Origin of the sequence: Halomonas sp. Ps84H-12 (assembly GCF_024124725.1) — a bacterium.
In the GTDB taxonomy this organism is placed as follows: domain Bacteria; phylum Pseudomonadota; class Gammaproteobacteria; order Pseudomonadales; family Halomonadaceae; genus Vreelandella; species Vreelandella aquamarina.
On the sequence record NZ_JAMXSJ010000052.1, the window covers coordinates 1 to 12,446 of the forward strand.

General features: G+C 53.1%; 10 protein-coding genes. 2 read left to right on the forward strand and 8 right to left on the reverse strand.

Translation table 11 applies throughout. From position 1 onward, the window contains the following. Nucleotides 1-152: 152 nt before the first annotated feature. From NH344_RS16920 to NH344_RS16950, 7 genes are read right to left on the reverse strand one after another with little or no spacing between them, the layout of a single operon-like run. Entirely contained in the window at nt 153-386 is a 234-nt protein-coding gene (locus NH344_RS16920; protein WP_230834890.1) for a hypothetical protein, read from the reverse strand. A gap of 2 nt (nt 387-388) precedes the next feature. Then, entirely contained in the window at nt 389-661 is a 273-nt protein-coding gene (locus NH344_RS16925; protein ID WP_230834891.1) for a hypothetical protein, read from the reverse strand. A gap of 11 nt (nt 662-672) precedes the next feature. Further along, nucleotides 673-3,708 carry a DNA-directed RNA polymerase subunit alpha C-terminal domain-containing protein gene (locus NH344_RS16930; protein WP_230834892.1) on the reverse strand — a complete coding sequence of 1,012 codons (3,036 nt, stop codon included), beginning with the start codon at nt 3,706-3,708 and terminating at the stop codon, nt 673-675. Between the two features lie 2 nt (nt 3,709-3,710). Continuing rightward, on the reverse strand, nt 3,711-4,211 hold the full coding sequence (locus tag NH344_RS16935; protein ID WP_230834893.1) for a hypothetical protein: 501 nt from the start codon (nt 4,209-4,211) through the stop codon (nt 3,711-3,713). A 12-nt stretch (nt 4,212-4,223) separates the two neighbouring features. Continuing rightward, a complete protein-coding gene (locus NH344_RS16940) occupies nt 4,224-6,254 on the reverse strand; it encodes a hypothetical protein (protein ID WP_230834894.1) in 2,031 nt (676 codons plus the stop codon). Then, nucleotides 6,247-6,570, reverse strand: coding sequence for a hypothetical protein (locus tag NH344_RS16945; protein WP_230834895.1), 324 nt, complete (start codon nt 6,568-6,570; stop codon nt 6,247-6,249). Before NH344_RS16945 ends, NH344_RS16940 begins: the two co-directional genes overlap by 8 nt. After that, a complete protein-coding gene (locus NH344_RS16950) occupies nt 6,560-7,798 on the reverse strand; it encodes a site-specific DNA-methyltransferase (RefSeq protein ID WP_230834896.1) in 1,239 nt (412 codons plus the stop codon). Before NH344_RS16950 ends, NH344_RS16945 begins: the two co-directional genes overlap by 11 nt. An 86-nt stretch (nt 7,799-7,884) precedes the next feature. Here NH344_RS16950 and NH344_RS16955 point away from each other — a divergent pair, with 86 nt between their 5' ends. Next, on the forward strand, nt 7,885-10,137 hold the full coding sequence (locus tag NH344_RS16955) for a DEAD/DEAH box helicase family protein (protein WP_230834897.1): 2,253 nt from the start codon (nt 7,885-7,887) through the stop codon (nt 10,135-10,137). Between the two features lies 1 nt (nt 10,138). Then, nucleotides 10,139-11,650, forward strand: coding sequence for a hypothetical protein (locus tag NH344_RS16960; RefSeq protein ID WP_230834898.1), 1,512 nt, complete (start codon nt 10,139-10,141; stop codon nt 11,648-11,650). Nucleotides 11,651-11,903: 253 nt separating this feature from the next. Here NH344_RS16960 and NH344_RS16965 read toward each other — a convergent pair whose 3' ends face one another. After that, on the reverse strand, nt 11,904-12,275 hold the full coding sequence (locus NH344_RS16965) for a hypothetical protein (RefSeq protein ID WP_230834899.1): 372 nt from the start codon (nt 12,273-12,275) through the stop codon (nt 11,904-11,906). Nucleotides 12,276-12,446 lie beyond the last annotated feature (171 nt).

Sequence of the window (12,446 nt, forward strand, 5' to 3'; positions counted from 1 at the left end):
ACTGCTGGAACCCATCGGAAACGTTCCACCAGCAGAACGAGAAAGGACGTATTATCATCAACTGGAAGAGTCGGGTGAAGCTGCCTGACTCAAACAAACCGGTCTCCGGAATAACCGGGGCGGTTCATTTTGCTTTCAGGCCATAACTCGGGCTAAATAATTTCGTCTTCTCCCTGAACAATGACATCAAGCACATTGCCTTTACCAAACCGACCTTCCGCGCTTTCCCAAATATCAATGATGTTGCGCCCTTGCGGGTCCAGCATAGTGGTGACTTTTTCGCCGGTAAACTTAATGGAAAAGCGCCGCATTTTGCCGGTGGCTATACGGCCCGACTCGCCGCGTTCGGCCATGATGCGTTCTTTTTCTTCAGCTGATAGTGCCACGATTACACCTCGTCTTCTTTAAGTGATTCCATCAATACATGAAGCTCGCGATCGTGCGCCAGTTCATCTTCTATGGCGGACAAAATTACGTGCCGCATCCATGCCTGACGTGAAGTAAACCCTTTGCGTGCCGCCAAACGTGAGGCAAGGTTGAGCAGGTAGAACTCCTGCTCGTTGAAACGCATCAACACACCTTCTGTCGGTTTACCTATCTGGCATTGCGAAAGTGCGTCCTGGTGCTTTGCGAGAGTATCGGTAGGGTCATGTTTAGGCATAAGAATATCCACTATGTAGCCTTTGCAATCACAAGGCGTTTATTGTTAGTCCTCGTAATGTGCATATCGGCGTGTTGCGCTAGCAGGGCAGCGCGCTCCCATGTATTGAGCGAAAGCAAGAACCGTTGATGCCTGGGGAGTAGCGAGGCCACTTGATCAATCGGCAGGACACTGTTACGCAACACCCAAGCGTAAGCGTCTTGCTGCACAGCTTTGATTTTATTTTCGTCATCTGGATTGAGTGTCGTTAACCAGTAAAGCGCTTTATCTCCTTCGCCCTGAAGCTTCACGAGGAACTTGTTTTCAGTGATATCCACCGGGGCGTTGCTTTTATGCTGTGCGCTCCACGCGGCATGAATACTTGTGGCCATTATGGGGCGGCGCTCTTCCTCAAAAAGTGCTACTAAAAATGCATCCACATCCGCCGCATTATCGTTTTCTGTGGAATTCGGTAATGGTGGTGTGTCCGGAGTGATTGGCGAGGGAGTGTTAGGTTGGCTTGGGCCGGTAGGAGTTGGCACGGCATTAAACCTAGATGGGCAGGCAGCGTCGTGGAGCGACCAGACTTTTTCAATGCTACCCAAGTCGGTATCCCAGTAAAGAGCGGATCGGCCACTACCCGATAACCGTACAATGCCGTGTTGCTCTATAATCTGGTATTGATTGACGCCCACGATACCGCGCTGTGACTTCAGCGCAGACAGCATCTCTTCAGCCCTCAGAGGGCGCCGTTTTTCTCGAAATAAGTCCTTATAAAAATCATAAACCTGCGTGCGGCTTTCAGTATCCGGCTGATCAGTCCAGGGACCATGTTTCCAAATGAACCGACCCATGTACCGGCAATTTGGAGGTCGCTGTGAGTACAGGATAACATTTAACATATTCGGCAGACGCGACTGAAGATCCTCACCCCAATGGTCAGGCCAGGATGCTTGCGCCCAAAGTCCGCGTTTTTTTAATGATGTCACCAATTGCGTGACTGAAAACTCTCGCTCAGGGGCTTGCTTGAGCATTGCTTCGACGTGTCGTGCAATGCGTATAGCCAGATCATCAGTGATCCCCAGTGTCCGCAGGTGGCGCATCGTGGCAATAAGTGAATTACCAATCCGGACAGGGAAATCTTCATCCGTCGTGGGCAGGGTATCTTGTATCGTGCTTATCCAATGGCCAGCAAGCGCCTCGGGTCGTGAGTGTTCGGGCTCGTTTGGGCGTACCCTAGCGAAAATGTCCTCCACTATATGCAGAGGGCGCTGGCTTTGTTTTAGCAACGCCATGCAAGCGGCGCGATCTTGTTGTGCCGCCGTGCCAATGGCGGGTAGTGCCAACACGTCGCCATCATGACCCATCCAATACAGCAAGACACACTCAGCTAGCACCTCGATGCTGAACGAAGGCCAGTGCCGCTCATGAAGGCGGGCGGAAATAAGCGATAGTGCCTTGGTGGATGCCATACCGTTTAGCGCCGGAAGAAGGTCATCGCTTAGAAAGTCACGCTCTTCACCGTAAGAGGCACTTAGCCGTAACGGCACTAAAACGGCCTCGTTTGAGAATTTGGCGCCTTTAATCTGAGGATAAATCGCGCCCACCTCCACGCCACCGTCTTGATGAAACGGTGAGGTTGCCAATAGCTCGCATAACAGATCGGTATGTATTTCTTTTAAGTCTTGGCGATCTACAGTCAATAAGCGCTGCCAGGTGTGAAGGTCATCGGGATTCCCGGCATCATTCACGATCGCATGGAGTCCGTTTTGCACGCTCGCCAGTTCGAGTACATTTTGATAATGCGTTTCCCAGGAAGTGACGTGATTATCAAGCGCGCCTTCCTCTGGAATTGTCGCTCTTTTTAATGCCTGTAACAGTTCCACATAAAGCGGCTGGAAGTGGGACAGGGCCTTTCCTTCAACCTGGCGAATCCGCTCTCGGCTAACATCATGTACCTCACCGCATTCCTCCAGCGTACTGCCCTCAAGTCGCTGAATCAAAATGCGTATCTCGCGTGTGCGGTTAGTCGCGTCACTGCCTTCCAGAAAGGCTTGCGCAGCGGCCTCTAGCGCGACCAGTGCGCCATGGGTGATCGCATAGAGGCTGACACCACGAAGGGAGCGAAGCGCGGGCATGTCGTTCGCGATAAGGCTCATATAGTCCTTGTTCACGGAAGACACTGCAGAGGGGCGCATCTCGTTCTGTTGCGCGATGGGCTCTATATGTAGAGAAATAGGTTTTATGTCGACGCGATAGAACCGAGTGAGCGCATCTAGCAAGTCTTCAAAGGACTTACGCCCCATGTTGGGTGTTTGTATCAATTTTTGGGGCGATAGGGCTGCGATAGCGCCAAACGTGAGATGCCCGACCCCGAACAGCGCATTACGAGTTCGAACCTGCACGAAAGGATCAATAAGGTCTAAGCTGTCTAGCCATGGCGGCATCGCAGCGGCAACTTTTAGGATGGCATTCGTAAGGCTGTCAATCTGATCTCGAACTACTGTTGATAGCGCTTCATCACAAACGTGATGGTAATGCGCTATTCCAATAGTGTCAGCCACTTCACTAGGTAGCGACGCCCAGTTTTGCCGGAAGTCGCGCATCGTGTAGATCCGCTGCGCGATCAGTGTACCGCTCACGGTTGGAAAGGAGTGTAGCACCGCTTGGAGCGCCGTATCTGCCTGCATTATCAATGGCTGCTCATCAAACGGAACACTCATTACCTCTGGTGCGGCCTTTTCCGAGTCGTGTGATACCGCTGCGTCAAAGGGGTGACCTTTGAGGTTCACGCAGTCAGTCAGCGGGATATTCAGGCGATCAAAGATGGCCGCCGTGATAGGGCAGAGCGCCATGCCCGTTGCGGCTGCGTCGAGAAGCTCTTTCTCTTGAGAAAGAGAGTTCCATTCGTGCATTTCCGCGAGCATATAATCGGAGTAAAGCACTGAACCTGTCGGGTGCTCATCAAGGAAGTCGCGTAGGGCTTGTGGCGTCTTGAGCAAGGTAAAGAACTGCAGGCGGTGCTCACCGTGCACATAGAGGTAAGCATTCGTGACGATGCTAGCCATGGCTACACCCCGCTCTTGTCTTTCGAGTGGTCGGCAATAAGGGTATCGCTTTTCTCAATCAGGGTATCGAGCTGCAGGACGGATTGCTGGCGTTGGGCCTGCTCATGCCACTCCTGCATATGGCGCAGCCCCCATTCGGCATACCGGCGCAACACCCGCGTAAAGCGCTCCTGGGAGCGCGCCTTGGGCACCAACTGCTCGACGGTTTTGGTGAATGATACCGTGGCCGTGCTGCTGTCTAGTGAGCCGATATTGATGAAAGTTTCACTGTTAGCCTCGTTTATAAGAGGCACCAGGGTATCGCCGTTAGCCCGAATACCTAACATGCAGGCGAAGCGAAAAACTTCCACTTCTTGCACAAACAGCGGTACATCGTCGTTATCCGCTGACAGCTTGCTATCCACCAGCGATTTCATCGTGAGACGAGCACTGCCCGATAAGCTAATGGTGCTGCCGCGCTCTTGGGTGGACTCTTCCGAATGAGAGGTGATGTTATCGGCCATGGGTAAATCTCCTTAATCCAAGGGGGCACGTTCAAGGCGCGAGGAGTTTTCAGCCTCACTTTTCACGATCAAGTAAGATTCGCCAACTTTGTGGGCGATATGCCGATACATTTCCTCGTTGATCTCGCCGCTGTGGTAAAGCATGGCAACTTGGTGGGAATGATGCGGTAGGTATTCCAGCACTTGGAGCCGATGGTCCACGTCCAGGCGCCCAAGCGGCGTATCCATGACCAGGGGGCCAATCTTTCGCCCAATTTGCCCCAACGAGATAATCAGGGAGAATGCCAATATCTGCGTTGCGCCCGCAGAAGGGGCGAGAACTGGTGCACCGGTGTCGTCGATAATGGTCATTCGGAACGTGTCTTTAGCGATTTCGACACGTTCATGGTGCGCTTCGTGGGTCATGGCCACATACGCATGGCTGGTATATTCCTCGACCTTTTTGCGCATGGCCTCAGTTTGGCGTTCGTGCGCTTTTTCGATAACGGCTTTCATGGCGTCCAGTCGCTTGCGCGCCTGTTTAACGACATTGGCCTTTTCACTCTGCTCCGCATCACGCTCCAGCTTCTCCTGCAAGGTCTGGATGCGTGCTTCGTTTTTGGTGATTTCCGCTTTCTGTTTTTCAATGCCCGCTTCTAAATGGCCAATCTCCTTCAAGAGCCCGTCGCGCTTGCGACGCAACTCTAAAAGCTCCTCCTGAGTAATATTGCTGCTACGCTTGATTAATTCATCCAACTGGCGCTGCACCTCGAACTTTTCATGCAGGGCTTCGCTGAGTTGTCCGACTTTGCTTTGGTAAAGCGGTTTAACGGGGGTCAGTTTATCCAAAAGCTGTTGCAGTGCATTGCGTTGCCCAATAAGCGTTTCGTATCGATATTGGCGAGAAGCTCGTGCATCACGATCAGCCTCCAATTCGCCCAGCAAGCTTTCCAGTTTTTGGCGTGTTGCAGCGTCGGGTGATTGGTAGCAGACCGGGCAGTTGCCCTCTGCGAGCACGTTGCGACGCAATTCCTCCAAGTGGTCTTGCTTGACTTCTTTTTGTGTCGTTTGCGCCATGGCGTCCGCTTCACGGTTGACCGCTTCACGGCGCTCACTGAGTGCCGGCTGTGCCAAGTCGTGCCATGCATTGGCGCCCATACTGGCAAGTTCCTCGCGGTGCATCTGAATGTTGGTGGCCAGGGTATCAGCGCGCTTTTTTAATGCATCACGTTCAGCGAAGGCGATTTCGTCATTGGTATGGTGGTCGAGCCGACGATCGAGAGCGCTGAGTTCTTTATTGACATCCTTAAGCCGGTCACCCGATTCACCGACTTCTTTAATGAATTGGTTGTTTTCTTCTTGAAGCCCCTCAATTTTACGAGTGTTTAGTTCGGCCTGATCGCCTTGGGCATAGCTTCGCGTTAGTTTTTGCGCATGCTTAATAGCGCTATCCACCACGCTTTCTGCTTTGGCGAGGATAGGGAGCCCTAGCACGCCATTGATCGCTTGAGCGAGGTCACGGTTTTCAGGCCGTGACTGACTTACTAGATCTCGGTATTCATCCAACAACTCGCCATCAAAGAGAAAAAATCGCCCCAGAATCGGCGGGGCTATGCGACCGATCATCCGTTCCGATTCGTCTTGGCTCAATACCCGACGCGAGCCGTCCTGATTCTCTTGCGTGACAGTGAAGCCAATGTCTAACTGGTCGTAGTTTTGTGGGGTGGTTTTCTCAAAACGCCAGGTGGCGCGACGCTCAATGATGATGGGGGCATCGTCATACATCGCTTCAATGGTCACCCGCATCGGATGATCCGGGCCGGAGCGCAGCGCCTTGGCGTTATAGAGTGTGAACGGGTCAAGGGTGCCTTCTTTGCTGCTGTCGATTTGATTGAACAAGCACCACTTCAAGCCGTTAATCAGGCTGGTTTTACCCGCGGTGTTGTTCCCTCGTATCATCAGCATGTTGCGCTCACCGGAAGGGAAGTCGACCTGGTGTTCGCCGTAGTAGCCGCCGATGTTTTCGATGGTGACGGTCTTAAAATGAAGTGTCAGCTTATGCATCCGTGCCTCCTTGCTCCTCTTTCACGCAGATTTTAAACAGTTCTTCGCCTTTTCGACTAACCAAACTCCCCACCAGGGTGCGCCCTTGGGGCCCGGTATCACGCCCCAGGGTCTCCTGCTCGATATTGTCCGCCATGCTATAAAGGCAACTGATGTCTTCCCATAAAGCGTCGGCTTCGGCGTCAGTTTCCGTCTGTTCCCGACAAACTGCTTTCAGTGTTTGATGGGCGATATCGCTACTGGATATCTCTTCCAGTGGCTTTTCGCTTTCGGCCTTTTCGGCGTCAAAGGCGGCAGGATCAAAGTCAAAGTCCATTTTCTTTCTCCTTGGCATTGCTGTCGGCAGTTGGGGCCGGTGTAGGGCATGGAATGTCGTCAGGGGAGGATATGGCCTTCTTCTGGCGCTTCTTCCCCCCATCTTGCGGCAGAGGGATATCGTCGGTATCGCCTAGCGAACAGGGCGCAAAGACTTCATAGGTATTGATGCCGGGGCGAATGATATCGGGCGCGTCGGACAGAAAGCGTGATCGGCCGCCCTCGATATAGTCCGCCTCCAGTTCTGTACCCGCCCAGTATCGCCCCAATTCTTCGCAGACCCGCCCAGTAAGAAAGGAGCCGGAAAACGGATCAAACACCTTGTCGCCGGGATCGGTGAGCATACGGATGAAATACTCCGGTAGCTTCGCAGGGAAACGCGCCGGATGAATGGGAAGTTCATGGGTTCGGCAATAAGTGGAATACGCGGAATTGCTTTCGGTGTTGGCAATGGCCAGCAGGTTAGAAGGAATGGCCCCTTGCTGGCGTTGAGAAAACCCTGGGCTAATATCGTGCCCGCTGGGTCGTCTACGCCCTTCGTACCCATTGGCTAATAACTTTTCCATCGACCCGGAGTAGGGCGCAACAATGCGCTTATTGCTGGCCTTTGGGTATGGAGTTTTCGATAACCACCACACGCAGTTCACAGCATCCTTGGGGCGGACACGACGTACGGTCACCCACTCGGCAGGACTTGGGAGCTTGCTGGGGTTGTACCAAAAATGCTCTAGGCAGAGGTGAAACCCGTACTCACGAACTAACATGATCAAAAGATCAAAGTGGTAAAGCGAACGGGTTGGTAAACCTTTTTCCCAAGAACCTCCAATATCAATGACCAGGCTACCGGTGTCTTTCAAAATACGGTGCATTTCCTGGGCGAAAGGGCGAAACCAGTCGCAATACTGCGTCGCAGCTGCGTTGCCGTACTCTTTTTTACGCACTAGGCCAAACGGGGGTGAAGTCATGATCAGATCATGCGACTCTTCTGCTTGGGCTTGCATGTAGGTCAAGGCATTGCCGTGGTACATGGTACCTAGATCTGTTTGATGAACCGCCGTCAGTGGTGCGTCTCGCGCTTCATCCAGTGCTTGTCGCGTACGTTGGTCGCGAACATCCAGGTCGTCTAGATAGGCTTCCGCGCTGGGGTAGCCATGCTGACGGGCGATCTCTTTTAATGCACGTGCGGCGCCTGCGGTGATCCCGTTTAAATCCTGCGGTAGGGGTGACATGGCCGCTCTCCTTGCGAGTAATCGATAAGCCAAATAGGATATATTTTATATCATATCATATTGTTTTTTATATCTAAGGAGGGCATATGGCGACCCACACCACGGAGCAGGGAGCAGTGGAAAAGGGTGAATTGCCTTCGTTGACTGGAAGTGAGTGGCAAACCTCGTACCGCACGGGGCGAGATGATCTTGCGTCGGACTTTTATGCGCCGGCGATGGCGTGCGCGACACGCATTGAACGCACGTCAGGGTACTTTCGCTCCACGGTGTTTGCCTTGCTGTATGCTCCTTTGCAGGGTTTTTTGGCCCGTGAGGGGCGTATGTCGCTACTGTGTTCGCCGTATCTCTCCGCCGACGATGCCGAGACATTCCATGCCCTTCTAAGCGAACAACCAGGAGAGTCAGTGGATCAGGCGTTGGAGTCACTCTCACGCCAGGCACTTCTCCGCGAGGTGGAAAGCCTATCCGCGTCGCCTCACGGCCATTGGCATCAACCGCTGCTCGGCGGCTTGATTCGCCATGGATTCTTGGATATCCGTATTGCGCTATTGCGAGGCGGCAATGGCTTGTTCCACGAAAAAATGGGGGTTTTTCACGACGCCTATGGCCACCAAGTAAGTTTTAAGGGATCGGTCAATGAAACCTTTAGCGGGTGGGGATTGCAAGGCAATATCGAGTCGATTGATGCCTTCTACAGTTGGGTGCCCGAAGACGCCCCCCGAGTGAAAGGCCACAGGAATGAGTTTCTTGAGGTGTGGGAAGGAAAGTACAAGAGCGTCCAAACTCTGACGCTAGGCGAAGCCGTGGAATCGGCGGTATTTCATAACGCACCTGAGGACCCCGAGGAAACACAGGCGTTGCTCTCACAGTATCAGAAGTATCGCCAGCAGCGCGGCGTAAAATTGGTTAGCGCGAGCCTGGACGGTGAAGACAAAACACTGCCTGATAGCATGTCCTCGCTTTCCGACAACGAACCGCTTTCATCACAGTGGGCGAGCGGACGTGTTGCGGAGCCTCACCAAGCGCGGGCGATTAACGCGTGGTATGAAGCGGGCCGCCAAGGTATTTTTGAGCATGCCACCGGGTCAGGGAAAACCTTTACGGCCTTGCACATCATACGCGATCACCTTCGCTCGGGTGGTGTAGTTCTTATCGTCGTGCCAAGCACACTGTTAATGAAAGGCTGGTACGCCGAACTAAGCGAAGAGATCCCCGATGCGAAAGTGGTACGAGCGGGTGGCGGTCATCAGCGCTGGCGTCAGTCTGGTGAGTTGGAGTGGCTGATGCAGCACCCCTCGGCCATACGCCCTTTGGTGTTGCTGGCGACAATGCAAACTGCCGCTAAAGCAGAGTTTCGCAATCGCCTGCGTCGGCTGGACAACATATTGTTAGTCGCTGATGAAGTTCACCAGTTAGGTAGCGATCATCACCAGCAGTTATTGAGTGTCGACATTGGGGCTCGCCTGGGGCTCTCAGCCACACCTGAACGCTATGGTGATCCCGATGGCACGGCAGCGCTGATGCACTACTTTAATGGTATCGTCGGTGAGACCTTTACGCTGCGCGATGCCATGTTGGCGGGGCGCTTAACCCAGTACCTCTATCATCCAGTGACGCTCTCGCTCACCGCCGAGGAAGCGGAGACTTGGAAGGATCTCACCGATCAGTTGCGTCAAGCTATCCAGCGCAGTTCCCGAGACGAGAATGGGAAGCCGAAAGACAACCACCGCACGCGAATGTTGAAGATCAGGCGCTCGCGTATTGCCAAAAAAGCACAGGCAAAGATCGATATCGCTAAGCGCGTGGTGTCGGATCACTACGAACTAGGGCAGCACTGGCTTGTGTACTGCGAGGATCAAGATCAACTCTACGCGGTTGCCACTGCCATCGCTAAGACAGGCATTGCGCCCTGGGTCTACCACTCGGAGATGGAGGGCGACCCCGACGCAACATTGGCGGCATATCGACGCGAAAGCGGTGTGCTGGTGTCGATTCGCTGCCTAGACGAAGGTGTGGACATACCCGAGATATCGCATGCGGTAATTTTGGCATCGAGCCAAAACCCTCGACAATTCATTCAGCGTCGGGGGCGGGTGCTACGACGCTCACCGGGCAAGTTACGCGCCAATATTTGGGATGCGCTGGTTCTGCCGCCCAATATGGCACACGACATTCATGGATCGCTGACACGCTCGGAGCTACTACGCGCCATAGAATTTGCCGAAAATGCCGCGAATCAAGGCGGTGACGTATCGGCACTGCGCCAGTTGGCGATAGACTTGGGCATGTCAGTGGACGAAATCTACGGTTTAGCGGAAGTGGCAGAAGAGGACGAATAGCATGGAACGCGTTATTACGACACACAACGCCGCAGTGAGTGCGTCCTTTCAGGCGACGAAGAGTCTGATTGCTCCTATCATGAAGCGTAAGAATGGGTTGCTGCGCACCTGCGGTCAGAAAGAGGAAGCCGTGTTTGACGCCACAGCAGGGCGATTCAATCGTAACTTATTGAGTAAACCGCCGCGCTGGGTTATTCGGGTCGAGGGCGACTTAACGCTCCCCGACGACCTTTCGGTGGAAGCAGAGCGCTGTGTGGGGAGTTTCAATTTTAATAAGGGCGCCGATATCGTGGCCGTGAGACTCTTCATCCTTCACCGTGAGCAGAAAGGAGATAAATGGCAAGCCTTTGAAGGATACGAGCACCGTTTACTGCTATTGGCTAATCCCTTGTTCCCCGAGGGGTCTTCCAGTGCTACGGTATATTGCAACTCCTATCAGTCGATTACAGACAGCACCCCAGAGGAAAACCTAGAAGCGTCAGAAGAGGATACGCCCTCACGCCCTGGTGAGAGGCCACCTTTAGACAGCACGTTATCCGTGCAGCGTCGGGGGGCGCCCGCTCGACAGGTCGAGATCGCCGCCGCTTTATTATTATCACCCCCGAAGGGGGCGGTGAACGCCTTGCCAGCTAACCAACAAATGGCGCTGGAAAGCGCTGTTGTCGCGTTATTCGATCATTGGTCGTTGTCGATGTGGGCTGGCGAGCAAGACAAGGCCCCTGTCATAGCATTTGCCAAAGCACTTGATGATTTAGAGCCAACACCGCTTGCAACTACCTTGGCAGAAGCGGATAGCCAGCTCGCGGCGGGTAACAAATCAGAAAATGTAACCCTAGCGTCCGATGTGTGCCGCCGAACGCAACGCGCTATCGCGGACGGATTTCAGCATTTCATCATTGTCTCGCGTGATGCTGAACAGTCGCACGCGCTCGGGGATTTTATTATCGAATCCCTGCCTATCTCTATGGCACGACTATCTCTTTTGCGAAGCGCCGCATCATTGGCTCATGGGGATACGCTACAAATAATGCAGCAGCACGAGGGGTGGGTACTTCACGTTCGCCAACATCAGGATGCGCTCAGCGTCTTGGACATGGCACGTATCCATCACCCGATGGTATGGCTTACGTTGCCACTAACATTTGATGTAGATACGGCTCTCTCCCAAAGCTTGCGCTTTACAGGTATCGAACCTCCGAGCAACCCTCGGGAGTTGCGCCAACATGCGCTTGCTCAAACAATAAAGATTCTCATGATCCAAGAGGGTATTACAGTGTCTCCGCGTCTGGTTAATCAGTTTTTTCAGACATGTCTGTATCATGCACCAAGTGCGTCATGGGACGTACCGCTCGATGATAATACTCGCCAGATATGGATGGATGCGCTCTGTCTTCTTTTGCCGCCGATGATTAGCGTGTTGTCCACTGAGAATAAGGCAACATTGCTGGCAAAGTTATGCGAAAAAATGGAGATTTCGGCAAAAGAAGAACGCCATTTAAAAAATTATTTTTAATATTAAGCTATTGCCTTTGGTGTGTCCCACCATCTATAAAAAGCGTCAAAAATAATGAATGAAGGAAGAGAAATTTGAGTCGGCCGTCCTTGCCTGACGCTCCCGTCGGCAACCCTAGCTAGGGCTGCGTGTATTTGGTGTCGTAAGATCAACATGGTTAACTATCTGTAAGCTGTAGCGTACATCCGTGTAAGACATCTCACTTTCTACATGACATCACCACACCGAACGCGTTAGTGTGACGATGCCATCGTCATATTTTTAATGTCGCCAGGTGCTCTATAAATCGCTGTGAAAACGCCATGTCGTGCTCCCACGGTGCCTTCGCTACAGCAGCGGTCGTCTTAGTGGTCGATGCCCCAAACACCACCGATACCGCCTCATTTTCCACTTCAGCGGTCTCTCCATCAGATCCTGTGCCGTTATCCAGCGGTGCTCCCGGTGCGGTATTGCCATACCCGGCGGCAACAGGCGCCGAGATAAGTGACACCAAGGTGACAATCGCCTTTTCATCGGGAAGGTCGTCAGCAATACGCTGCGCATAGCGACGTAATAGCGACTCATTGAGTACAAACAGGAAACAGTCCGGATCATGCAGGCCAAGGCGACGTATGCCCCTCCCCAATACTTGGCGGAAATTTTGCTCGGTACGAATACGGCTCAGGTAACGTAAGCGTTCATTCCACGACGTTCTGCCACCCTGCTGAAAATCGCCCTACAGTAACCTCACACTTTCCAACACGAGGTTACCCCCATGAGAAAGCACCGCACACCCGAACAGTGGCAGGCTCTGGTC

Coding starts and splice junctions, on each gene's coding strand:
- NH344_RS16935 (WP_230834893.1), bottom strand. CDS start 4,211: ATGGCCGATAACATCACCTCTCATTCGGAAGAGTCCACCCAAGAGCGC.
- NH344_RS16925 (WP_230834891.1), bottom strand. CDS start 661: ATGCCTAAACATGACCCTACCGATACTCTCGCAAAGCACCAGGACGCA.
- NH344_RS16955 (WP_230834897.1), top strand. CDS start 7,885: ATGGCGACCCACACCACGGAGCAGGGAGCAGTGGAAAAGGGTGAATTG.
- NH344_RS16950 (WP_230834896.1), bottom strand. CDS start 7,798: ATGTCACCCCTACCGCAGGATTTAAACGGGATCACCGCAGGCGCCGCA.
- NH344_RS16940 (WP_230834894.1), bottom strand. CDS start 6,254: ATGCATAAGCTGACACTTCATTTTAAGACCGTCACCATCGAAAACATC.
- NH344_RS16930 (WP_230834892.1), bottom strand. CDS start 3,708: ATGGCTAGCATCGTCACGAATGCTTACCTCTATGTGCACGGTGAGCAC.
- NH344_RS16960 (WP_230834898.1), top strand. CDS start 10,139: ATGGAACGCGTTATTACGACACACAACGCCGCAGTGAGTGCGTCCTTT.
- NH344_RS16945 (WP_230834895.1), bottom strand. CDS start 6,570: ATGGACTTTGACTTTGATCCTGCCGCCTTTGACGCCGAAAAGGCCGAA.